The 24402-nt window shown below is 42.6% G+C and carries 23 protein-coding genes and 1 pseudogene; 10 read left to right on the top strand and 14 right to left on the bottom strand.

Features of this window, described 5'->3' with window-relative positions:
• Positions 1–357: 357 nt before the first annotated feature.
• From ACWQ4X_RS08185 to ACWQ4X_RS08165, 5 genes are all read right to left on the bottom strand, one after another.
• Positions 358–1008 (bottom strand): 3-oxoacid CoA-transferase subunit B, encoded by a 651-nt coding sequence (locus tag ACWQ4X_RS08185; protein ID WP_457903300.1) that lies wholly within the window; start codon positions 1006–1008, stop codon positions 358–360.
• Positions 1009–1021: 13 nt separating this feature from the next.
• Entirely contained in the window at positions 1022–1702 is a 681-nt protein-coding gene (locus ACWQ4X_RS08180; RefSeq protein WP_457903299.1) for a 3-oxoacid CoA-transferase subunit A, read from the bottom strand.
• Positions 1703–1860: 158 nt separating this feature from the next.
• Positions 1861–2781: a catechol 1,2-dioxygenase gene (catA, locus tag ACWQ4X_RS08175; protein ID WP_457903298.1), complete on the bottom strand. Its 921-nt coding sequence runs from the start codon at positions 2779–2781 to the stop codon at positions 1861–1863.
• Positions 2782–2908: 127 nt separating this feature from the next.
• Positions 2909–3199: a muconolactone Delta-isomerase gene (gene catC / locus ACWQ4X_RS08170; RefSeq protein WP_457903297.1), complete on the bottom strand. Its 291-nt coding sequence runs from the start codon at positions 3197–3199 to the stop codon at positions 2909–2911.
• Positions 3159–4322: a muconate/chloromuconate family cycloisomerase gene (locus tag ACWQ4X_RS08165; RefSeq protein WP_457903296.1), complete on the bottom strand. Its 1164-nt coding sequence runs from the start codon at positions 4320–4322 to the stop codon at positions 3159–3161. The genes catC and ACWQ4X_RS08165 overlap by 41 nt, the downstream gene beginning before the upstream one ends.
• 100 nt (positions 4323–4422) lie before the next feature.
• Here ACWQ4X_RS08165 and ACWQ4X_RS08160 point away from each other — a divergent pair, with 100 nt between their 5' ends.
• Positions 4423–5334 carry a LysR substrate-binding domain-containing protein gene (locus tag ACWQ4X_RS08160; protein ID WP_457903295.1) on the top strand — a complete coding sequence of 304 codons (912 nt, stop codon included), beginning with the start codon at positions 4423–4425 and terminating at the stop codon, positions 5332–5334.
• A 198-nt stretch (positions 5335–5532) separates the two neighbouring features.
• Here ACWQ4X_RS08160 and antC read toward each other — a convergent pair whose 3' ends face one another.
• The 4 genes from antC to ACWQ4X_RS08140 all read right to left on the bottom strand — a co-directional run bounded on the left by antC (position 5533) and on the right by ACWQ4X_RS08140 (position 9247).
• Complete coding sequence (antC, locus tag ACWQ4X_RS08155; protein WP_457903294.1) at positions 5533–6564, bottom strand: anthranilate 1,2-dioxygenase electron transfer component AntC; 1032 nt, start codon at positions 6562–6564, stop codon at positions 5533–5535.
• A gap of 10 nt (positions 6565–6574) precedes the next feature.
• Complete coding sequence (gene antB, locus ACWQ4X_RS08150; protein ID WP_457903293.1) at positions 6575–7066, bottom strand: anthranilate 1,2-dioxygenase small subunit; 492 nt, start codon at positions 7064–7066, stop codon at positions 6575–6577.
• Between the two features lie 2 nt (positions 7067–7068).
• Positions 7069–8484 (bottom strand): anthranilate 1,2-dioxygenase large subunit, encoded by a 1416-nt coding sequence (antA, locus tag ACWQ4X_RS08145; RefSeq protein WP_457903292.1) that lies wholly within the window; start codon positions 8482–8484, stop codon positions 7069–7071.
• A 154-nt stretch (positions 8485–8638) separates the two neighbouring features.
• Positions 8639–9247 carry a TetR/AcrR family transcriptional regulator gene (locus ACWQ4X_RS08140; protein ID WP_457903291.1) on the bottom strand — a complete coding sequence of 203 codons (609 nt, stop codon included), beginning with the start codon at positions 9245–9247 and terminating at the stop codon, positions 8639–8641.
• 120 nt (positions 9248–9367) lie between these two features.
• Between ACWQ4X_RS08140 and ACWQ4X_RS08135 the strand changes: the two genes are divergently transcribed.
• Positions 9368–10021, top strand: a complete 654-nt coding sequence (locus tag ACWQ4X_RS08135; RefSeq protein ID WP_457903290.1) for an NAD(P)H-dependent oxidoreductase — start codon at positions 9368–9370, stop codon at positions 10019–10021.
• 94 nt (positions 10022–10115) lie between these two features.
• Here ACWQ4X_RS08135 and ACWQ4X_RS08130 read toward each other — a convergent pair whose 3' ends face one another.
• Positions 10116–11405 (bottom strand): sigma-54 interaction domain-containing protein, encoded by a 1290-nt coding sequence (locus ACWQ4X_RS08130; protein ID WP_457903289.1) that lies wholly within the window; start codon positions 11403–11405, stop codon positions 10116–10118.
• A 193-nt stretch (positions 11406–11598) separates the two neighbouring features.
• Between ACWQ4X_RS08130 and ACWQ4X_RS08125 the strand changes: the two genes are divergently transcribed.
• The 3 genes from ACWQ4X_RS08125 (at position 11599) to ACWQ4X_RS08115 (ending at position 14840) form a co-directional block, all read left to right on the top strand.
• Entirely contained in the window at positions 11599–12282 is a 684-nt protein-coding gene (locus ACWQ4X_RS08125) for an MBL fold metallo-hydrolase (RefSeq protein WP_457903288.1), read from the top strand.
• A 12-nt stretch (positions 12283–12294) separates the two neighbouring features.
• Positions 12295–13950, top strand: coding sequence for a TIGR01244 family sulfur transferase (locus ACWQ4X_RS08120; RefSeq protein WP_457903287.1), 1656 nt, complete (start codon positions 12295–12297; stop codon positions 13948–13950).
• Positions 13951–14060: 110 nt separating this feature from the next.
• On the top strand, positions 14061–14840 hold the full coding sequence (locus tag ACWQ4X_RS08115) for a sulfite exporter TauE/SafE family protein (protein WP_457903286.1): 780 nt from the start codon (positions 14061–14063) through the stop codon (positions 14838–14840).
• A 91-nt stretch (positions 14841–14931) separates the two neighbouring features.
• Here ACWQ4X_RS08115 and ACWQ4X_RS08110 read toward each other — a convergent pair.
• The 4 genes and pseudogenes from ACWQ4X_RS08110 to ACWQ4X_RS08095 form a co-directional block, all read right to left on the bottom strand.
• Positions 14932–15429, bottom strand: a pseudogene (locus tag ACWQ4X_RS08110) (class I SAM-dependent methyltransferase); the annotation flags it as partial.
• A gap of 12 nt (positions 15430–15441) precedes the next feature.
• Positions 15442–15573, bottom strand: a complete 132-nt coding sequence (locus ACWQ4X_RS08105; RefSeq protein ID WP_457903285.1) for a hypothetical protein — start codon at positions 15571–15573, stop codon at positions 15442–15444.
• Between the two features lie 7 nt (positions 15574–15580).
• Entirely contained in the window at positions 15581–15922 is a 342-nt protein-coding gene (locus tag ACWQ4X_RS08100) for a carboxymuconolactone decarboxylase family protein (protein ID WP_457903284.1), read from the bottom strand.
• Positions 15923–16188: 266 nt separating this feature from the next.
• The gene (locus ACWQ4X_RS08095; RefSeq protein WP_457903283.1) at positions 16189–17208 is read right to left on the bottom strand and encodes an AraC family transcriptional regulator; all 1020 of its coding nucleotides are present in this window, start codon (positions 17206–17208) and stop codon (positions 16189–16191) included.
• A gap of 151 nt (positions 17209–17359) precedes the next feature.
• On the opposite strand from ACWQ4X_RS08095, the gene ACWQ4X_RS08090 reads away from it, so the two are divergent.
• The 5 genes from ACWQ4X_RS08090 to ACWQ4X_RS08070 all read left to right on the top strand — a co-directional run bounded on the left by ACWQ4X_RS08090 (position 17360) and on the right by ACWQ4X_RS08070 (position 24373).
• On the top strand, positions 17360–18805 hold the full coding sequence (locus ACWQ4X_RS08090) for a coniferyl aldehyde dehydrogenase (RefSeq protein WP_457903282.1): 1446 nt from the start codon (positions 17360–17362) through the stop codon (positions 18803–18805).
• A gap of 111 nt (positions 18806–18916) precedes the next feature.
• Complete coding sequence (locus ACWQ4X_RS08085; protein ID WP_457903281.1) at positions 18917–20635, top strand: GMC oxidoreductase; 1719 nt, start codon at positions 18917–18919, stop codon at positions 20633–20635.
• A 489-nt stretch (positions 20636–21124) separates the two neighbouring features.
• The gene (locus ACWQ4X_RS08080) at positions 21125–21880 is read left to right on the top strand and encodes a thermostable hemolysin (RefSeq protein WP_457903280.1); all 756 of its coding nucleotides are present in this window, start codon (positions 21125–21127) and stop codon (positions 21878–21880) included.
• A gap of 5 nt (positions 21881–21885) precedes the next feature.
• Positions 21886–23409: an AMP-binding protein gene (locus ACWQ4X_RS08075; protein WP_457903279.1), complete on the top strand. Its 1524-nt coding sequence runs from the start codon at positions 21886–21888 to the stop codon at positions 23407–23409.
• An 85-nt stretch (positions 23410–23494) separates the two neighbouring features.
• Positions 23495–24373 carry a TauD/TfdA family dioxygenase gene (locus tag ACWQ4X_RS08070; RefSeq protein WP_457903278.1) on the top strand — a complete coding sequence of 293 codons (879 nt, stop codon included), beginning with the start codon at positions 23495–23497 and terminating at the stop codon, positions 24371–24373.
• Positions 24374–24402: the final 29 nt, after the last annotated feature.

The following is a 24402-nucleotide window of genomic DNA, read 5'->3' as shown; positions in this document are numbered from 1 at the left end:
ATCTTGTCACTTTTTTAAAAAAGTGACCAAAAACCTTTGTTGAACAGAGGAGGCTTCCATGCCTCCCTGTTCAACTTGGCGACATCCATGTCGCCTGTCACGATAGTGAATTACGGGGAAAATCCAAATCTTAATAAGCAAGAACCGTATTCAAAGCGTTCCATTCAGTATTTCTCGATGGCGGAATGGATGCCGCCCGTTGGACTGTGGTATATGGATATACCATCAGCCCAACAAAGATTTTTGTTACTTTTCATCTCTGAAAAGTAAGGGTATCGCCTACACGGAACGTTTTTGCTTGAACCAGTATTCGAGGCAATGACCTTATTAAAACAATTAAATTTTCAAACTAATCAGTTAATATGTCGCATCAATCAGCGGAGCACCTGTCATCGCCTGCAATTCTGCAAAGCTCAAGCCATCCACTTTCTCAATCACTGTTAAGCCTTCAGGCGTAACATCAATCACACATAGATCGGTGTAGATACGATCGACACATTTCAAGCCTGTCGCTGGGTAAGTCAGTTCTGCCACGATCTTCGGCTCACCTTGTTTGGTGACATGATCGGTGGTGATAAATACTTTCTTGGCACCCACGGCTAAATCCATGGCACCGCCGACAGCAGGAATTGCATCCGGTGCACCGGTATGCCAATTCGCTAAATCACCATTGGCGGCAATCTGGAACGCACCGAGGACTGCGATATCTAAGTGACCGCCACGCATCATGGCAAAGGAATCACCATGGTGGAAAAAGGCACCGCCTTGCAGCATGGTCACATATTCTTTACCAGCATTGATCAGCTCAGGATCTTCTTCACCTGCCGCTGGTGGTGGACCAAAAGCCAATAAGCCATTTTCAGAATGCAAGAACACATCCTTGTCACTTGGCAGGTAACTCGCAATCTTGGTCGGCAAGCCAATCCCAAGATTCACATAGGCACCATCCGGAATATCTTGTGCCACACGTTCAGCAATCTGGTTGCGGCTGAGTTTTTGATAGCTCATGAAAGTCTCCTGATTACACAGCAACAGGTTCAGGTTGTACCTGCACCACATGTTGAACGAAGATGCCCGGGGTGATGATATGTTCTGGGTCTAATTCACCGAGTTCCACAACTTCAGACACTTGAGCAATGGTCACACCTGCTGCCATGGCCATGATCGGACCAAAGTTACGTGCAGATTTACGATAGACCAGATTGCCCCAACGGTCACCTTGCTGTGCTTTAATCAAAGCGAAGTCGGCTTTGATCGGATATTCCAACACATAATCTTTACCGTCGATGTGACGGGTTTCTTTGCCTTCAGCCAATAAGGTACCAAAGCCTGTTGGAGTAAAGACTGCACCGAGTCCCATGCCTGCAGCTTGAATACGGCAGGCTAAATTGCCTTGAGGCACCAGTTCCAGTTCGATTTTGCCTGCACGATAGAGTTCATCGAAAACCCAAGAATCTGACTGACGTGGGAAAGAACAGATGACTTTTTTCACTGCACCGACTTTGAGTAATTTCGCCAGACCATAGTCGCCATTGCCTGCGTTGTTGCTGACAATCGTTAAGTCTTTAATGCCGAGTTGAATTAAACCATCGATCAGTTCTGCAGGTTGTCCTGCTGTACCAAAACCACCAATCATGATGGTTGAGCCGTCGGTGATTTGGGATAAAACTTCATGAATTGAAGTCGAGGATTTATTGATCATGTAAAGCACCCATACATGGATTTCGGATCTGCTTCATTCGTGCAAATATCAAAAGTCGAAAAGGGGAGTTGGAAATAAAAATTGCAGTGTTAATTGGAAACTAAATTGGAATGAGCCAAGCATTCTCTTAGCTCATTCATGTTTGAATCATTTAAGCGTTACGCTACTGCGCGACGACGGTCTACTTCAGTTGAAGGTGCAGAAGCAGCATCTTTAACCAACTCAATGTTGAATGTGATGTGTTTAAACGGTTTGTCTAAACCACGACGTTGAATTTCAGCAGGATCCGTTACGTCAACAGCAGTTGCGACTAAGCCATCACGGGTTGCGAAAGCAAAGTCATCCCAAAGGTATTTGTCACCTTCAATGTTGAATTGAGTCGTCAACTTACGGAAACCAGGGGCAGAGGCAAAGTAGTGCACATGCGAAGGACGGTTGCCATGACGACCCAACTTATTCAGTACTGCTTGAGTGGTGCCTTCAGGAGGGCAACCATAACCGACAGGCATCGTGGTTAAAGCGGTATATTGACCTTCTGCATCAGTCAAAATGGTACGACGTAAATTAAACTCAGATTGAGACTTATCAAAGAAAGAATAGTTGCCCATGCTATTGGCATGCCACATTTCGACTTTGGCATTTTCAATGATTTGACCATCCGCATCACGGACAATACCTTCAATGATTAAAGTATCAATTTTGTCTGATTCACTGCCATCATCCATACGTGCAAAGCCTACTGTTTCAGGTGCACCTGCAACATATAATGGACCTTCGATTGTACGAGGTGTACCACCCGTCACGCCTGCTTTAGCATCAGCTTCGTCAGCACGTAAATCTAAATAATGCTCTAAACCTAAACCTGCGGCTAACAAGCCTAATTCATTGGCTTGACCTGCATCAGTGAAATATTCCAAACCTTTCCAAACTTCTGAAGGTTGAATATCTAAATCTTCAATGGCTTGGAACAAGTCGCCAAGCAGACGAACGATAATTTGCTGAATGCGTGCATCAACTGGTCCTTGTGCCGTATCGACATTCATTTGCTTAACGAGAGCATCAATTTGTTGACGGTTCATACTATATCTCCTGAAGTATGTAGATTATGCGTGGCATTATTATTGGCTATTGTTTTAGCTGGTTTTTTTAATGCCACAGTCCTTGTTGCTATTGAAATTCGGTTTTATTGTGCTACAGCTTTAAACCTTATGAATCATCCTCACGGATGGAAGATGGATGACGATTTAACGCCATCACTTCAATGTTCATAAATGGATACAGCGGCAACCCTTGTAAAATGTTGTGCAGCTCTTCATTACTTTCAACATTAAAAATGCTGATGTTGGAGTATTGACCTGTTATACGCCAGATGTGTCGCCATTTTCCAGCACGTTGCAACTCTTGCGAATATGCTTTTTCAATGGCTTTCACTTCATTGACTTTTTCAAGTGGCATATCAAGCGGAATATGCACATCCATGCGTACGTGAAATAACATTTACAGCTTCCTTATCTTTGCGTCGTAGTTGTTCAATTTTATCTTCGTCAATTTCGATGCCTAAACCTGCACCCGTTGGCAGATGAAGTTCAAAGTTTTCATAACGAAGTGGCGTTTTTAAAATTTCTTCGGTTAACAGCAGTGGGCCAAATAATTCGGTGCCAAATGCCAACGTTTCAAAAGTCGAGAAGGCATGCGCAGAAGCGATACTGCCAATCGGACCTTCGAGCATGGTGCCACCGTATAAATCGATACCAGCCAATCCTGCAATTTTGGCCACTTCACAGGCTTCGAGCAGACCACCCGATTGTTCAATCTTGACGGCAAACACATCTGCACCATGACTTTTTGCAATGCGGTAAGCACTGTCAGGTCCTGTTAATGCTTCATCTGCCATAATCGCAACATCAAAGCACTGGGTTAAACGTGCCAGAGCATCCGTATTTTGAATGGCACACGGTTGTTCAATCAGGTCGATACCACCATCTTGAAGTTGCTGAATACCACGAATACATTCCAGTTCAGACCAAGCACGATTGACATCAACTCGTACACTAATGTCTGCACCCAAGGCTTTTTTAATCGCAATCACATGGTCAACGTCTTGTTGTAACGGACGTGCACCGATTTTGAGTTTGAAGGTGTTATGGCGTTTCAGCTCAATCATCTTCTTCGCTTCAGCAATATCTTTTTCAGTATCGCCAGAAGCCAGTGTCCACAGTACAGGTAAGCTGTCACGTAAACGACCACCGAGTAATTCACTGATCGGTAAGCCTAAACGCTTGGCTTGAATATCCAGCAGTGCCGTTTGAATGGCACATTTGGCAAAACGGTTGCCATTAATATTTTTACGGATCAGTTTTAAGGTTTGAGCAACATTTAGCTCTTTTACTGAAGTCAGTAATGGTGCAAAGTAAGTATCAATATTGGCTTTGACACTTTCTGGGCTTTCTTCGCCATAATTTAGCCCACCAATGGTGGTGGCTTCGCCCCAACCGATAAAACCATCCGTGGTTGTAATTTTTACCAGAACCAGTGTTTGTATACGCATCGTCGTCACAGACAGTTGATGCGGGCGGATCGTTGGGATATCCACGAGTATAGTTTCTATGCTTTTATACATGAAGTTTCAACTGTTTCGAACTTGTTTGTATACCATAGAAGAATGTAATCGCCTAAAATAGATATGAACTGGTATTTTTAAATACTAAAAAGGTATGTTAATGGAATTAAGACACTTAAGATATTTTGTGACCGTGGTTGAGGAGCAAAGTCTTACCAAAGCTGCGGAAAAGCTGTTTATTGCTCAGCCGCCATTAACCCGCCAAATTAAAAAATTAGAAGAAGAACTCGGAATCGATCTGTTTGAAAAAGGGTCTCGACCTTTAAAAGCCACTGAGGCCGGTTTATATTTTTATCAGCATGCGGTGCAGATCTTAACGCATGCGGCACAAGCCACCAGCATGATCAAGAAAATCAATGCAGTGAATACCAGTGTCAAAATTGGCTACGTCAGTTCATTGCTCTATGGTTTATTGCCGCAAATCATTTATTTATTCCGACAAAAAAATCCAGAGATTCAAGTCGAATTGATTGAATGTAGCACCCGAGATCAGGTCGAGGCGCTAAAGCTGGGTAAAATCGACATTGGTTTTGGTCGACTGCCGATTAGTGACCCTGCCATTAAAAGGCTATTGTTACGTAAAGAAAAATTGAAACTGGCAATTTTTAAAAAGCATCCTTTGAATGATTTTCAGGATAAAGGGGTGTATTTATCGCAAATCGTGAATGAAACCATTTTTTCTTATCCGAACACGCCAAAGCCCAATTTCTCGACCACCATTCAAGCCATGTTTACCCAATTGGGTTTAATTCCAACCAAGTGGACAGAAGTGCGTGAAATTCATATGGCTTTGGGGCTGGTGGCTTCGGGTGAGGGTGTGTGTCTCATTCCTGAAAGTGCTTGTGAAATTGGCATGAAGAATGTGGAGTATCTGGATATTTTGGATTTGGAAGCCTATAGCCCAATTTCATTGTCGATGCGGAATATGGACCAAAGTGCGTATATTCCAAAGATTCTGGATTGTATTGAAGAAATTTATCGTACTGAGAATATTTCTAAAAACTTGGATTAATCAAAAATGCCTCATCATGGATGAGGCATTATAAAATTTGTTTGATATGTCTTTTTTTTTCTCCTGAAGGTAGAAAGAGGGCATAAGCAGACATGAAAAAATCATAAACCACAAGAATCAGTCAGACGAATCAAACTGTAATTATTACCATGCTGAAATCCTCTTCATCTTCTCGTTGATTTTCCTTCGCAATTGGAATTAAACGCGAGCAGTATTACTTTGTAAAAACTTTTCGCTATACAGTCGATAATCTTGTAAGTCGTGCTCATCCAGCCAGCTTTTCACCGCTTCAATCATCGGTGGTGGACCACATAAATACATGTCAAATGCCTGCTCCGCCAATTGATCCTTATTCAAATGTTCATGAATAAAACCCGCTTTACCTTGCCACGTGTCTGAAGCTTTGGTCACAATTGGGTGGTAGCTGAAATTCGGGAACTGTTCACCATAAGCATGCAGGCGTTGTTGCTCACATAAGTCAGATTCAGTATTCACACCGTAATACAGTTGAATCGGTGGGGTATTCGGTTGTTCAACCAAATTGTCGAGCATGCCTAAAAATGCCGATAAACCTGTACCACCAGCGACAAAGACCAGCGGGCGTTGTACTTCACGTAAATAGAAACTGCCTAAAGGTGCTTCAATCAGTAAAGTTTGACCAATCTGGCAACGCTCACGCAAGTAATTGCTCATCACGCCATCGGGCAACAGTCGAATTAAAAACTGTAACTGGTTATTGACATTGGGGCGATTGGCAAAGGAATAGGAGCGCCAATCCTCGGTCTCTGGAATTTGTAGTCGAGCATATTGCCCAGGTAGATATTGCAGTTGCGATTTAAAGCTGCTTGCATCCAAATGCAAAATGGCAGTGGTTTCCGAAACCAGCTCAACTGCGGTCACTGTGGTTGCAATGCTGAGGCTTTCACCCGCATTACAAATACTCGAATCATGATCAAAATAAAAAGCAGCATCCGATTGAACGCGGGTTTGGCACGCCAGCATTTTACGCTCTGCCAAATCACGTTCCGTTAAGGCATCTTCATCGACATAGTCTTGCGCATACAAGCCAGTTTCGCATTGTCCCTGACAAGTTCCACATACGCCTTCACGACAATCCAGCGGTAACTTGATGCCTTGACGAACTGCTGCATCGAGCAGCAATTCGTCTTGGTTGACCGAGATAAAAAAGGTTTTGCCATCGGCAAAATTCAGTGCAACAGAATGTCCCATGCGCTGCTCCTTAGACGTGGTAGAAGTCGAGAACGGAATCAATTTTGTCATTCAGCAAAATACTGTGCTGACGACGAATTTTGAAACTCTGTTCTGTTGGACGCAGCAGGTAAGTGGCATGCCCGTAGAAAGCACCTTCTAAACCTTGACGGTTATACAGGGTATGCCAAGCGACTTTGGCTTCGATCAAGCCATCTTCACGGGTCTGCACTTGCACATTGTTAATGCTGTGAAAAGTCCGTGGTAACGGGCTGGCAGATGCAGCTTTTTCTGTACGAATACGGAATACGCGGTCTTCTAAACCTGAGCGATCTGGATAGTAAATATAGGACAAGCCTTGATTCGGATCTTGCACGTAATTGTGGTCGTCAATCCACTGCGGAATGTGATATTCACTGTCTTCATCATAAAGATCGAGATAGGCATCCCAGTCGTATTTATCGCAAAATTCTGATTTTTTATACAAAAATTGAGAAACTGCAAATTGGAGTTCTTGTGACATGGTTACACCTCATCCATTTGGTTTTGATTCTGGAAGGTAATATCGAGCATTTTCAGTGACTTTTTCTTGAAGCCATCCAGCATCAGGCGTTGCCAGTGACCATGCTGATTGACATATAAACCTTCATGGGTAAATTCGCGTCCAGTGATAACGGGTTCAATACCTAAATCAATCGAGTTTTTGGTTGGACCGTATTCCCAAGCGTGATAACCGCGTGAAATATCGCTCCAGCGTTCCAGTCGTGCTTGGAAGCCTTTTTGTTGTTCGCGGAATTCCACCAAGTCATCAGGTGTACCCAAACCAGAAACATTGAAGAAATCTTCAAACTGGCGAATACGGTTGCGACGCGCTTGTTCAGATTCGCCTTTCACGCCAATGCATTGACTGATCACTTCAGTTTTGTTCCAAGCGAGGGGGCGCACAATGCGGAGTTGTGAACTGATTTGATCCATAAAGAACAAGCTCGGGTACAGGTTCAAGTTTCTTAAACGATGCATGGCCCATTCAGCATATTTTTGCCCATACTTTTCTTGCATATACGGCATCACTGTTTCATAACCCGGACGTACAGCAGGGTTTGGCATATCACTGAATAGCACCGTGTGACCATTTTTAAAACTAAACCAACCATCGTCAGTTTCAGCATCGCCAGCGCCCAATTTACTGTAATCAAGGGTATCCATTTCTCCGCCTTTAGCGGCATTGACTTGTTGGCGGTGCTGTACGGTGGACACATAGTTGTAGTGAACGGTGCTGACATGGTAACCATCCAAGCCATTTTCATTTTGCAATTTCCAGTTGCCTGCAAAGGTATAGGTCGATTTGCCTTGCAGCACTTCCAGTTCACCAGTTGGCGATTGATTCACCATTAAATCGAGGAAGATTTTGGCATCGCCCAAAAATTCTTCTAAGCTATCCGTTGCTTGCGTATCTAGACTCACAAAGACAAAACCACGGTAACTCGCAATACGTCCTTGCTTCAGTCCACGGGTAGATTTATCAAAATCTTCGCAATATTCATTCGGAGCTTTGACTTTAACCAAGCGCCCATCAGATTTATAGCACCATGCATGGAACGGGCAGGTAAAGGTTGATTGATTGCCTTTGGCAACGCGGGTCAGGGTTGCACCACGGTGTTCGCAAGCATTAACCATGGCGTGTAATTCACCATTGCCATCACGGCTGAAAATAATGGGTTGGCGACCAATTTGTACGGTTAAAAAATCATGTTTGTTGGGAATTTCACTTTCATGGCAGGCATAAATCCAGACCTTTTCAAAGATGAATTCCATTTCCAGATCGAACAGTTCTGGTTGGGTAAACATATCTCGTGCGACACGGAAAACACCGTCCTGTGGGCGGAAGTCGATGCATCCATCCACCAAGTCATTCCATTGTTGTAAATTCGATGAGGTCATGTGCTCAATCCTTCTGTCAATCAGCTTTAGCTTGATTGAAACGCGATTGAGCGCTTGCCTCTATCCACTTTTTCCAGATGTTTATCCAGTCTGTGCAGCTTTCATGCAGTGCTGAACATGCAAGAGTGGGCTGGGGGAAAGGAGGTGAGATGGATTAATGTGAAGGCATGATCAGGTTCAGTTGTTGCAGCATAATGTGGACATATTTATGGACGTCATCTTTAAAAATCATATATTGCAGAGCCAAGCCATAACTTAAAGAAATAATTTCAAGGAGCTTGGCTTCACGTTGAACTGGTTCGGCTGCTGAAAAATTAGGAATGAGTTGCAGTAAAACGTCTAGAATTTGCGAACGATGCTGCTGCCAAACCTTTTGGTATTCATTAGAAAATACTTGGTCACGTGCCGCATACAATTGCAATTCAATGGAAATTTTCAGCCATTCATCATTCTGAAAAAAATCAATTAACCACTGTTCAAGTGCCGCCATTAAACCATCTTGCGGCAAATGTGTTTGCGTGATCATTTTTTGTAATTGCAGGTTTTCTTGTTCAAATTGAATTTTCAATAAGGTCAATAAGAAATCTTCTTTGTGCTCAAAATTAGAGTAAAAAGCACCTTGAGTATAGCCTGCGTATTTTGAAATATTCCGAATAGAGACCGCACTATAACCTTGTTCGGAAATAAGGTGAAAGCCTGCTTCAATTAACTGATTTCTTGTCTGAATCTGTTTTTCATCGCGCGAAATTTTTGCTGGTTTCATAAATTAATTTGTACTTCAGATATCACTTGATATCTTAAATTGAATGCGTTATTTTTGCTAGGTGTATTTCAGATAACAGATGATATCTGAAAAAGTGTTTGTACTCACTTAGAGAAGAAGATGAATAAGCAGCTGAAAAGAAAAATCGTGGTGATTAACGCCCATCCATCATCAACCAGTTTTAATCATGCTTTAATGCAAGCCTATATTGAAGCCGTGCCTTCTGATGTTCAGGTTGAAGTCATTGAAATAGGGAAATTAAATTTTGAACCCAACTTAAAATTTGGTTATGAACAGCGGATGGAACTTGAACCCGATTTACAAGCCGCGTGGGAAAAAATTATGAGTGCGGATCATCTGGTTTGGATTTTTCCTGTGTGGTGGGGCGGCTTACCGGCAGTCAGTAAAGGGTTTATTGATCGCTTATTTCTTCCTAGCCAAGCCTTTAGCTATTTTGAAAACAGTAATCGGATTCGCGGGCATTTAAAAGACAAAACGGCCAGAATCATTACCACCTTAGATCAGGCGGGTTGGACCTATAAATGGTATTTTGGCGAACCAAGTACACGGCAACTCAAAGACACCACATTGAAGTTTTGTGGTGTTGGATCAGTGAAGACGCATTATTTAGGTCCTGTACGAGATTCGAGTTTAGCGCAGCGTCAAATTTGGCTGGCATTCATGCAAGAACTAGCTCAGCTTGATTATGACAACCTGCTCAAAAAGTCAGATCAAGGCGTAATGCAGCGACTGCGACTGTATTGGAGTAATTAAATACATTGCAAGAGTGGGGAAAGCATTGATCTTAGACAAACTATAGTTTCGCATGTCACATTTACACTGTCGAAAATCCTCTCTGCAATTACCGTTATAAACCAAACTTTTTGCGGTAACGCCATAAACTGGTACGGCTAATACCCAAGGCTTGTGCTGCAAGTCCTAAATCATACTGATATTTTTTGAGGGTTTGTTGCAAGGTATGGGCATCAATTTTGGTTGAATTGAGGAGAGCTGCTTGTTCAATTACTTGCGGCTCAGATCCAGCATCTTGTAGCCCGTGAATAATCTCATCGGGTAAATCCGATACATCAATTTCGGATCGTCCATTTGCCATTGCTAGCGCATACAACAGGGTATTTTTCAGTTCACGCACATTTCCTGGCCAGTCATAGTCCATTAAGGTTTGCAGAGCAGTTGAAGAAAGGCTAGGCGCTTGCGTAGAGGTCCGATGTTCATTCAGCAGAAACTCGGCAATTAAAGGAATATCTTGTTTACGTTCACGCAAGGGGGGCACGAAGATTGGAATGACTCTTAAGCGATAAAGTAAGTCTTGTCGAAAACGCCCTGATTTTGCTTCTTCACGTAGAGCGCGGTGAGTCGCGGCAATAATTCGGACATTGGCTTTTAGGGATTTTTCTCCACCCAATGGGGTAAATTCGCCTGTTTCCAGTACCCGTAATAATTTGGCTTGTAGTTCCAGTGGAATTTCGGCAATTTCATCCAGAAATAAGGTGCCGCCAGCAGCACGTTCAAACACGCCTTTGTGTTCACGAATGGCACCAGTAAAGGCACCTTTCACATGTCCAAACAGTTCACTTTCCAATAAACTGGCATTCAGCGCAGCACAGTTAATCGCAATGAACGGATGCTTTCTTCTTTGACTATAATCATGAATGGCTTGGGCTACGAGTTCTTTACCACTGCCGGATTCACCGCGAACCAACACAGGAAATTCGGTAATTGCCACCCGTTCAATAATCGAGAACATATGCTGCATAGCGCTTGACTGGCTATGAAAGGTCTCTGCGAGAGATAACAGTTTTTCAGCTTTTGGTTTTACGCTATTTAAAGTAACAGGCTGAAATAGAAAAATTTCACCTATAAATGCTTGGTCAAGCACTTCAAGTTTTTTTCGGGTCAATAAATAGTGTGAAGCGGATTCCTCGAGTTGAGCCATTCCAGTCTGCTGTTCAGTATTCAGAATAGACGTTTTTAATGCAGCAATAGTTCTTTTATTCAGCTCAGAGGTGCCATATTCATATATGAAATTTTGGCTGTGCTGTTCCAGAATGAAGATCAAACTTTCATCAATAAGGCTTTGTAATTGTTCTAAAAAAAATTCTAGCTGAGTTTGTAAAGCAAAACTGAGGGTCGGCATGATGTTTCACTATTTGTTTCAGTTGTTTCTTATTGAAACATAATATGAAACAAAGATGAAATACGTAGAATGTTAGAAATCATAAATTAATTCTTAATATATTGTTTTTTATTAATATAATTAAAAAAGCTAAAAGTTGGCATTGTGTTTGCAATTTATGAATAAAGAAACGTATTTATTCGGGTGCTGCAACATGATCTTTCATCAATTTTTTGAAGTAGAAAGCTCAACTTATACTTATCTCTTGGCTTCAGAACAGACACGTGAAGCAGTACTGATTGATCCTGTTGCTTCTGAAATTGAAGTCTATAGCCAGTATTTAGAAGCGCATAACTTAAACTTGGTGTACAGCTTGGATACGCATGTGCATGCCGATCATGTGACTGCTGCCAATCTATTACGTGAAAAGTTTGGCTGTAAAACTGTATTGCATCGTAACTCAGGTGTGAGTTGTGGTGACATTTTTATATCGGATCGAAGCGCAATTCGAATTGGCGAAATCACCATTGAAGCCCGTTATACCCCAGGACACACCAATGCCTGCACCAGTTATGTTGCAGAGGGCATGGTATTTACAGGTGATGCTTTATTGATTGATGGTTGCGGACGGACCGACTTTCAGGAAGGCAGTGCTGAAACCTTGTATGACAGCATTCATACTCAAATTTTCACCTTGCCCGATGCAACCATCGTTTATCCGGGACATGATTATCAAGGGCGCTTGGCGTCGACGGTTGGACAAGAGCGCCTGCACAATTCACGTATGGGTGCAGGCAAAAGCAAAGCTGAATTTGTCGAAATCATGAATAATTTAAATCTCCCTTATCCGAAAAAAATTGATATCGCATTACCTGCCAATAAAGCATGTGGTCAGTAAAGGAGAATCAAGATGCAATTGAAACAAGTCAATCCCGAGTTTTGGGTTGCCGATCAAATCACTGCACAAGATATTGAACTGATCGCAGCACGTGGTATTAAAACGGTTTTCTGTAATCGTCCAGATGGTGAAGGTCCTGATCAACCGAATGTGATTGAAATTGAACAAGCCTTGAAACCTTATGGCATTCAGATTCAGTACTTGCCCGCGGTGAGCGGTAAGGTCACAGATGAGCAGGCTGAAGAATTTAAGCAGCTGTATCAGCAAGCGCAAAAGCCGTTATTGGCATATTGCCGATCAGGTACACGTTCCATCACCCTGTGGGCATTGTCCCAAGTGGCCGATCAGACTTTAGATCAAATGCTGCTGACAGCAAAAACGTTAGGCTATGACTTACAAGGTGTGGTGCCACGCATTTTAAAGCAATCGACACATGCACAAGAGCATATTCCGAAGTTTAGTGTGGTGATTGTCGGTGGTGGCGCAGCGGGTATTTCAGTGGCATCGAGCTTGCTTTCACGCCAGCCGAATTTGGATATTGCGATTATTGATCCTGCAGAAATTCACTACTACCAACCGGGCTGGACCATGGTCGGTGGCGGGATTTTTAAGCCTGAAAAAACTGTACGCACCATGGCAAGTTTGATTCCAAAACAAGTGCAATGGATTAAAGCCGCGGTTGCTGCTTTTGATCCTGACAATAAGCAGGTGTTATTGGAAGGCTGCAAGCCGTTGAATTATGATGCTTTGGTGGTTTGTCCTGGATTAAAACTGAATTGGCATGGCATTGAGGGTTTGGTCGAAACACTGGGCAAGAATGGCGTGACTTCGAATTATCGCTATGACCTAGCACCCTATACTTGGCAGTTGGTTCGAGACATGCAACGCGGTAAGGCCGTTTTTACCCAACCGCCGATGCCAATTAAATGCGCGGGAGCACCGCAAAAAGCCATGTATTTATCTGCGGATCATTGGCTAAAGCAGGGTGTACTCAAAGACATCCAGATTGATTTTTACAACACAGGTGCAGCACTGTTTGGTGTAGCCGCTTATGTGCCTGCCTTGATGGAATATGTCAAACGTTATGATGCAAATTTGCATTTTAATCATCAATTAATCAAGGTCGATGGTTCGCAAAAACGTGCTTGGTTTAAGCAAATGCAAGGTGAAAACAGTCAGATTGTTGAAACCGATTTCGACATGATGCATGTGGTTCCACCGCAGCAAGCGCCAGATTTTATTCGGGCGAGTAATCTGGTCGATCAGGCAGGTTGGGTCAGTGTCGATCAAAACACCTTACAGCATACCCAATACCCGCATATATTTGCCTTGGGTGATGTCATGAATGCGCCAAATGCTAAAACAGCAGCGGCAGCGCGTAAGCAGGCACCGATTGTTGCTGTGAATGTGCTGGAGTATTTGCAAGGTGGTTCCAAGTTTGCCCAATACGACGGTTATGGCTCATGTCCACTGACCGTAGAGCGTGGAAAAATTGTACTGGCAGAGTTCGGCTATGGCGGAAAGTTACTGCCAAGCTTTCCAAAATGGCTACTGGATGGTGAACAGCCAACCCGCATGGCGTGGTTATTGAAAGAGAAAATCTTACCGCCAATGTATTGGGATGGCATGCTGAAAGGGCATGAATGGCTGGTTAAACCTAAACGCTAATATTTAACAGATTCCTTCAAACACGGGCACCTATCTGTCAATTTTCAGATAGGTCAGGGACGCTTTATCTCAATATTGGGTCCAGCAATGCTTAAATGAGGTTAAACAACATGTGGTTGTTAGTTTTAGAAGGCTTGGCAATAGGATGTTTGCTTGGTATGACTGGTGCTGGTGGCGGCATTTTGGCAGTTCCAGCGCTGATGGCGAGTCAGGGTTGGAGTGTGGCGCAGGCAGCACCTGTAGGCTTATTGGCGGTGACCTTGTCGGCTTTCGTGGGTACGATTCAGGGTTTATTGAAAAAAATCGTGCGTTATCGTGCCGCGATTTGGATTGCGGTCATCAGTATTCCCTCGGCACGTTATGGCGTACAACTATCCAATATTGTTTCTCCCGTCTGGTTGAGCATTGCTTTTAGTCTGGTGATGTTGGTGGTGGCGTATCGGGTCTTTTTCAACAAAGTTAATGATATGGCGAATCCGCCTTGTAAGGTAAACAAATCGACGGGACGACTCATCTGGAATGTAAAAACCGCTTCGGTGTTGGGTTTTATTGGTGTGGTGGCAGGCTTGTTAACTGGGCTGCTTGGTGTCGGTGGTGGTTTTGTGATTGTACCTGCATTGCGTAAAGCTACAGATTTAGACATGAACAGTATTGTTGCCACTTCACTGATGATCATCTTCTTGATTGGCGGTGTGAGTATTTCAATTCATGTTCTAGATGGTTTTCAGTATCCGAACAGCATTTCAGCCACTTTTGTGATTGCCTGTATCGTCGGGATGTTATTGGGGCGTAAAGCCAGCAACTTGGTACCCGCCAGCATTATTCAAAAGATTTTTGCCATTACCGTGATTGTGGTGGCGATTTCAATGTTGGCGAAAGCTTTGGTTTGATTAAGTCCTTCTGCTAATTTAAGACAACCAAGCAAAACCTGAAGATGAAAACTCAAACAGCACAGGATGAATGATCATCCTGTGCTGTTGCTTATTCAGATACTGCGGATTTTCGGATCTGGATTGCAAATTGAATGACGTGTGATAAGCAATGATGGAGCTGTCCTTCAAAGCGCTCAACTTCACCGACAAAAAAGTGCTGAATATGATCGTGTTGAAAATGATTTAGAAATTCTATCGGGTTGTACAGCATTGCTTTGACCCGCGGACCACCCGTTTGATAGGCAAGCTGTTCTGTGGAATAAACTTCACCAATAAACCATCCGCCATCAACTAAGCTGTGGCGAACACCTTGCAATACTTGCTGACGAGTGACCACATCAAAATGTCCAAATACACAGATGATGTTGTCATACTGATTTGCTTGCCAATTTGCCTGCGTTAAATCCTCTTTATGCGTATGGAGTGTGATGCCGCGTTCATCCGCATGGCTTTGTGCTTTATCGAGTGCAACTTGTGCATAGTCCCAAAGTTCAGCGCGAAAGGGGCGTTGCTGTTGTTTTGCCAAGTCAGCCAAATACAGCAGATTACGACCTTCACCTTAGGCAAGTCCAAGGGTATTGCCTGAGATATCCACTGTTTGAGCGATCTGCTGAATAAACACATTGGCGTCACGACCATAAAGATGATCTTGCTCGGCATAGCGAGCATCCCACTCATTCTTTATAGGCATCTCGGAATCATTCTGCATGACTAAACTCATTAAATGCAGTCACGGCATTGGCAGCGTACATTAAGGATGGTCCACCGCCCATATACACAGCGATACCCAGCACCTCATTAAGTTCTTCAAAGCTCATGCCCATTTTGATCAAGGTACGCACATGGAAACCAATACAACCATCACAACGGTTGGCAACGCCAATGGCGAGAGCAATCAATTCTTTGGTTTTAGCATCCAAAATGCCATCTTTCATGGCAGCTTGCGAGAGCGCATTAAAACTCTTGATTAGATCGGGAGATTGCTCACGCATACTTTTGATATTGGCTGAAATTTCTTGTGTCAATTCGGTGTAGCTCATGGTAAATCACCTTATTTTTTGTATGGGTTTGTTTTAAATTACCATGTTTTTTATCAATATATTATATTTTTATATATTGATTTTTGTGAAATGTTTTTAATGCTACAAGTCTATGTTTAATATTAATAATTTAAGGTGAATAGGGCGTGTGCTATAGCGAGAATTCAACGTGGTAGCATGACCGTGAGCAGATGCCAGTTGGCACAGGATTGAAAGCAAACAAAGCACTGTAAATGACAAGACATCGTAAATCACAAGTCATGGTTTTAATGGGCCAGTGCGAGTTTATGTTTCTCGCGCCATTCAGAAGGGCTCATACCAAACCAATGTTTAAAATTACGGCTGAAAATTGAAAGCTCTGCATAACCAAGCTGTAGCGCCAGATCGGTCAGACTGACATTGCCCGAATCAATCATGCGAACGGCTTCTTTCTTGCGAACATTTTCGAGTAAGTCCCGATAAGTTGTCCCTTGCATTTTTAACAGTCGCTGTAATTTTTTGGGATGCATCCCCATACATAAGGCTATATTTTCAATACTACAGTCACCTGTGGCCATGAGCATGCGCACCGAACTTTCAATTAAAGCGGTATCATCATCACCTTTGGTGCTGCTTTGGGTTTCGAGTTGTTGCACAATCAGTTGATCGACCAAATCTTCATTAAAGGCATAAGGCTTATGCGTTAAAAAGCTGGCGGGGAAATACAGTGCGTCTTCATCCGTTTCGAACTGAACCTCACAACCAAAATGCGCAGTAAATACTTTAGGCTGTTTGGGTGCATGTTGTTTCAGTCTAATTTTTTCAGCATGCCAGACAGGTCCAATTAAATCTTTCAGGATGTTGGCAACAAGGCAGATGGCCAGTTGGGATTTTTGCGGGACATCGGTATTGTATTCACTCAGACGAACAAAGGTCAGTTTACACAGTTGAGCATTGACCTGAGACACATGAAAAACAATGCCTTCAGCATGCAGATAGACATATTTCTGTGCCACGCTTAACGCATCCAGAATGGTCGCTTGTCGGGACATATACACGCCAATTAAACCAATCGTGCTAATATTTTGTGATGCACCCAGTTTTAAGCCAAAACATTCCTCTTGGCAGCGAATTGCAGCATTTTCTAATAAACTTAAATAATGGTCATAATGAATAAAAGAATCTGGATCGCGCAGTAAAGAAGGCAAAATCCCGACCTGTTTTAATATTTCGATAGGATTAATTCCATAGCTACGCACCAATTCTTCGAAGCCACCGAGGCTGGCTGCACGAATATAACTCGCCATGACAAGATTCCTTTTGTCCTAAAAGATCAAGTCAGTGTCCTAAAAAGTCAAGCCGAATGCAAGTAATTTGATAAAGTAGGATAAGAGATTCCCTCCAACTAGGCATAAAAAAAATATTGAATTGCCATTTTAGCTGTTAAAAGGAAAGTCTATGCAACTTACAGTACAGTCTCATATCGTGCAAACCATGATCGAGCAGACCCTACAAGACTGCTTCCAATTGCAGCGCGCGAGTTTTCATCAACAGGGTATTGAAAGCAATGCGCAAAGAAAGCAGCATTTACTCAATTTAAAAGCCATGATTAATAATCATCGTGAAGCCATTGTTGAAGCTTTAAATCGGGACTATGGCAACCGTTCACGTCATGAAACCTTACTGGCAGAAATTATTACAGCGACAGATGACATTAATAGCAGCATTAAACATCTAAACCAATGGACCAAGGTACAAAAGCGTAAAGTCGATCACAGCATGTACTTCGGCGCCAAGAACCGTTTGATTCCACAACCTTTAGGCGTGATTGGCATCATTGTGCCGTGGAATTTCCCAATCAATTTGATGTTCTCGCAATTGTCCGCCGTGTTTGCTGCGGGCAATACGGCCATGGTCAAAATGTCGGAAAATTCAAGACATTTGGCAAAATTGTTAATTGAAATTAGCCCTAAATATTTTGCCAAAGAGAAGCTGCAAATTTTTGATGAGACAGGTGAAGTTGGCATCGCATTTTCCAAATTACCCTTTGATCACTTGATGTTTACAGGTTCAGGGGCAACAGGGCGTAAGGTCATGGCAGCCGCAGCGCAGAACTTAACGCCAGTAACTTTGGAGCTGGGTGGGAAATCTCCAGCGGTGATTGATCCTGAATATCCAATGGAAAAAGCAGTGGAACGGATTATGTTTGTGAAGCAATTTAATGCTGGGCAAATCTGTACCAATGTCGATTATCTGTTTGTGCATGAATCGAAATTAGAGGAATTAATTCAAACAGCCAAGGCTTGGGTGCAAGCACATGTGCCTGATATCCTCAGTAAAGATTACACCTCCGTGATTGATGATCGTGCTTATCAGCGTTTAATGCATAGTCTTGCCGATGCTGAAGCCAAGGGGGCGACCTTAATTAATCTCAATCAACAAGACGCTGATGCTGCAACACGCAAGATTCCGTTGACTTTGGTACTTGACAGCAATGAAGAGATGGAAATTGATACGCGCGAAACCTTTGGTCCAATTTTGATGGTGAAAACTTATCAAACGCCTGAACAGGTAGTGGATTACATTGTACAGCGTGATCGACCATTGGCATTTTATCCATTTAGTCACAATAAAAAATTAGTTGAGTTTTACATCAGTCGTGTCATGTCGGGTGGGGTATCGGTGAATGATGCGTTATTTCATGTAGGACAGCATGACTTACCCTTTGGTGGCGTGGGCGCCAGTGGCATGGGACATTATCATGGTTATGAAGGTTTTCTGACCTTCTCGAAAATGCGTCCAGTGTTTTATCAGGCAGGTTTTTCAAGTTTGAAATTTCTGGCACCACCGTATGGCAAGTTTGCGACTTGGGTACTGAATTTTTTAATTCGTATGAAATCTTAAATTTTAGGTTAAACACTTAAACCTGACTGCGAGCTTCAAACCTCATTTTTGAAGCTCAGGGGAAAGTCATGTTTAAAAAAGGAAAAAAGAGCTATTAAAGGAGTTAATAGAATGAGTAATCAACATTTTGACTTTGATCAGATTGTGATTGGATCTGGTTTTGGTGGATCAGTCAGTGCCTTACGCCTAAGCGAAAAAGGCTATAAAGTCTTGATCTTGGAGAAAGGCTTGCGCCGTGAAGACCAAGATTTTCCAACCACCAATTTAGATACCAAAAATTATTTATGGATGCCTGAACTCGGATTTAAAGGCACCATGCAATTTACCTTTACCAGCAAGACCACCATCTTGCATGGGGTGGGTGTCGGTGGCGGCTCACAAATTTATGCCAATGTACATTTGATTCCACCCGATGCAGTTTTTGAGTCCGAGGCATGGAGCAAAATTCGTAAAGACTGGAAAGAAACCTTAAAGCCATTTTATGGTTTGGCGCAGCGTATGTTGGGAACCGCCAATAATACCTATACCAATGTGGCTGACCATACTTTAAAAGCAGTCGCAGGAGAGATGGGTTATGCCAATTCTTTTAAAACAGTCACGACAGGGGTGTTTTTCCCGCAAGTCGATGGTCAGCAAAACAAGGCGGTGAAAGACCCATATTTTAATGGGGATGGACCAGAGCGCAAAACCTGCAATTATTGCGGAGCCTGCATGTTGGGTTGTCGTAATAATTCCAAAAATACCCTGATGAAGAACTATCTGTATTTTGCCGAACGTAATGGAGTAGAGATTCGTCCAAGCTCTGAAGTGATAAAAATTACCCCACTGAATGAAGATGGCAGTGATGGGTATGAAATTATCGTGAAAGAAACTCTAGGCAAACAGGTGCGTCAGTATCGTTTGCGCAGTCGAGGAGTAGTGTTGTCCGCGGGAGTCATGGGTACTGTACCAATGCTGCTCAAAATGCGGGATCAACACAAGACTTTACCGAATATCTCGAAACTCTTAGGGCAAGAGATTCGCACCAATTCTGAAACCCTCACCACAGCCAACAACACGCGTGAAAGACTGGATGATGGTGTGGCGATCAGTTCCTTTATTTCTGTGGATGCTGATACCAATATTGAAGTCACACGTTTCCCTGAAGGGGCAGATGCTTCTTGGATTTACATTCCTTATGTGCCAATGGTGACAGGGCAAGGTTTCATCCGCTTTATGAAGTTTGTGTTCAATACACTGTTACATCCGTGGAAAACATACAAAGTCCTACGTTATAAGGGTAAAGCCAAAAACTCGATTATTTTATTGGTGATGCAAAAGTCGGAGGCGTTCATTCATTTGGAATGGCGTCGTAAGTGGTATCGCTTGTTTAAAAACAGCATTACTGCAGTCCAAAAAACTGAGGATACACCGCTCACGGTTTCATTTCCTGCGGCTGAAAAAGCCACCAAATTGATTGCAGAAAAGCTAGGTGGAGAACCGGGTTCGGCACTCACCGAAATTATATTGGGTACGCCAACCACAGCGCATATTATGAGTGGTGTGCCAATGGGTAGTGAAAAATCTAATGGTGTCGTTGATTTTACAGGACAAGTCTTTGGCTATAAGAATTTACGTGTACTCGATGGTTCGATTGTGCCGGGTAATTTGGGGGTCAATCCGTCCTTAACCATTACCGCATTGTCTGAATTTGCCATGAGCCAAATTCCTGTCTTCAATGAAGAAAAAGCCTCGAAGATTAAGCGTATTCAGTTTAGTCAGCCTTTGGATGGGCAGGTCTCGGAATTAAAAGGTGCAGGTGATTTAGCCATTGCATTAGCGCAAGCTTAATCAACGCCATTCATAGACCCATAACGAGATGATCCGTTATGGGTCTATACATTATTTATGGATCATTTTTTCAGTGTTTTGGAATTGACAAAGCTGGATCGCCATTTCGATTCATATCATTCATTTGAATAAAAATAAGCATGATTCAAGGTTTTAAAATTTATATATTTTTATAAAATATGATTATTTTAAGTGAGTATGTTTTATCTATCCTGTATTACATTTATCTATATTTAAGTATTGGTCGAATTTCGGAATAAATAGTGTAAAAGATAACAATTTTCAGTTAGATTTTTATATCTTATGTTTTAATATATTGTTTTGTATCTTAACTGTGATACAAGTTTATTTAAATTTTATAAGTTATTGATAATAAATATTATAATTTAATAGTGTGACTGGTGTTGTCACAAAATTGTCATAAAGATTTAAGTAATTTTTAAGTTTCAAAACTTATTTTTAAATGAATCAATTTATGGCGAGATGACTATGACGACATTCATCTTTGGGAAAAATTTTTCAACTACATATGGTGGTCTGAATTATTATAAAAATCATAAAATTTATGAAAATTCTGTATTAAGACTAGAATATTTGAATGAATTACACGACCAGAAAACCTATCGAGTTGTGTCACATCAAAAAAATATGATGCTGCACATACATGCTGTGCAAGAAAATCAAACCGAGCGTAAACAGGTGGAAAGCTTCATCAGTACCAAGTATCAGGAAATGCATAAAGCCACCTTGTCACATTTCTCGTCCACTTTATTTGTGGGGGAATTTAAGCATCAAACCCAAGTGGCAATTGGCATTGAGCCGTTGAAATCGCATCAGGCATTTTTGGAACAGTATCTGGTACAGCCAATTGAACAAACTTTGAAGAACATGATTCAGCGCGATGTCGCCCGCGACAAGATTGTCGAAATTGGCAATTTGGCATCACAGAACATGGAATATGCCAAAATGATCGTGGCATTTTTGGTGTTTTACCTGACCGTAGCGGAGGTGGAGTGGGCGGTGTGTACGGGGACAATTGCCGTGCGCTATGTGTTACAGCAAATGGGTCTGCATTTTCAAATTCTAGAGAAAGCCAATCCTGAAGTATTGGGCGAAGCCCAAAAACAATGGGGAAATTACTACCAGCAAAAACCTTTGGTCTTGGCGATTAATGTTGCAGATGCTTTGGCTGTGACTCAACAACATTATGATTTTAAGATTAATCATGCTGCAATCAGTGGGTGAAGGGTATGAATCAACTTTTTGATGTCATTGCCGCATACGCGAAGCAAAGCCCTAAACGTGAAGCGATTGTCACCGAAGCACGCAGCGTGACTTATGCAGAACTGGACAATGCGGTAGAACTGCTAAGTAAGGAACTTGTACAGTTACAGACGCAGAAACTCGCGATCTGGGGCATGAACAGTATCGATTGGGTGTTGATTGATTTGGCTGCTAAGAAGGTTGGGATTACCGTGATCCCGATTCCTTTGTTTTTTAGTGCGCAACAGATTTTACATTTACTCCAAGACAGCGCGGTCGATACGATTTTTATGGCAGATGTCAATCTGACCATTTCAGCGTATCACCTCGATTGTGTGGCAAAAAACCATACATGGCTGCATAGCTTGAGTGAACAAGGGCGTATTCAACAATTGTTGGCTGCCGAACAGGCTTTAGGGACTTTTATTTGTTTAAATGTTGCTGCATCCGCGCCTACAGATTCAGTCGTTCCTGCAAAGATTACCTATACCTCAGGCAGTACGGGCACACCGAAAGGAGTATGTCTGGCAGAAGAAACTATTCAGTCGATTACAGAATCCTTGAGTACAGCCTTACAGTCGAGCCAGTTGGGACGACATTTATGTCTGATTCCCTTTGCGACTTTGCTGGAAAATATTGCCGGTATTTATGTAGCCTTGAATATGGGACGTTCAATTGTAGTTGGTAATGTCAGCCAGTTTGGACTGATCTCGAATCATGAGTTTAAGGTGGAAAACTTTGCAGCAACTGTGCAACAGTATCAGATTCAGAGCGTGATTTTATTGCCGCAAATGCTCAAGGCAATGGTGGAATATATTCAGCAGTATGGTGCACAAGCTTTTCCAAGTTTGAAATTTATTGCGGTTGGTGGTGGCAAGGTATCGACCGATTTGCTGTTGCAGTCGCAACAGTTGAACTTACCCGTTTATGAAGGTTATGGGCTGTCAGAATGCGCTTCAGTGGTCAGTTTGAATTTGCCCAATGCCAAAAAGATTGGCAGCGTGGGCAAGCCTTTAGCCCATGTGGATGTGCAAATTGCAGACAATGGTGAAGTGGTCGTTCGTGGCAATGCCATGCAAGGCTATCTCAACGAAGAGGTTGTTGATCCGCTGATTCATACAGGGGATGCAGGCTTTTTTGATGAAGACGGTTATCTGTTTATTACGGGACGGATTAAGCAAATTATTGTCAGCAGTTTTGGGCGCAATATCTCCCCGGAATGGGTGGAATCCAATGGTTCTAGTGAGCCAGAAATTAACCAGATTGCGATTTTTGGTGAAGCACAGCCTTATCTTTCTGCCGTGATTTATGCCAAAGACAATGTGTCGGATGGCATGTTGCAGCAAGCGGTACAAAAAGCCAATGATCGCATGCCTGACTATGCCCAAATTAAGCAATGGTATCGATCCACCGAGCCATTTTCACTGAGTAATCAGATGCTAACCGATAACGGGAAATTGAGACGCAACGAAATTAAAAAGCAATTTGGGCAGTATTTATCACTGCATTAAGCTGCCGTTCAGCAAGCGATAGTCGCCATAAGACCTGAAGATTTAATTTCAAAGCAAAAAATTTCACTAGATAGTGAGTAAAGATATGAATATTGAACAATCCATATTCGACCTTGAGCAAAGTCGTAGTTACCCAGCTTCAAGTCACGCAGAAATCAAGCATACCTTGCGTAAACAAGGTTGGATTTTACTCAGACATGAACATTATGACGTGCAGCGTTTTAGTGAGTTGATGACTGCTTTATGCCAAAAGCTGACCTATGACCCTGCTCGTGAAAACATCACCCAACAATCCCAAAAAGTGGATGCAGGTACTCAGGCTGTGGGACTACATATTGAAAATGGCACCACGCCTTTGCCACCCGACATTATTGCCTTTTTTAGTGAAGTCAGTGCATCTCAAGGTTCACAAACCACAGTGTGTGATGGGCATGCTGTATATAACAGCTTATCTGAGCCGTTAAAACAAAAGTTCGCAGAGCCGATGACCATTAGCCGCTATTTGCCGAAACTAATTTGGCAGAAATATGTGGCAACGGCTTTCAATATTGCCGAAGCGGATACCGTGACTTGGGAAGATTTGAACAAGTTTATTCAGATGATTCCGGGGCAAGCCATCAGTCCAGCACATGAGGGTGGGGTGGAATATCATCTGCAAATGAACATGATCCGCCATGATAATTTGAAAGGCGTGCCTGCATTTGCCAATACCATTTTGGGACCATCCTACAATTATCAAAAACCCAAATTCACTTTTGCGGATGGTCACGAGATAAGTCAGGAACTGATTGCAGAACTGGCGGAACTTTGTGAACAGCATACACAGGAAATTGACTGGCAAGATGGCGATGTGGCGATTATCGACAACAAACGTTTAATGCACGGTCGACGTGAAATTTTAGTGCCACTTGAGCAGCGTAAACTCTATATCAGTATGGGTTTAGGATTGAACCAAACATTTTAAGCGCGAAGTCTGAATAAAACGAGAAGGAA

It is taken from the genome of Acinetobacter sp. NigerLNRRAM0016 (assembly GCF_054112845.1).
This window is presented reverse-complemented; position numbering and strand designations above follow the sequence as displayed.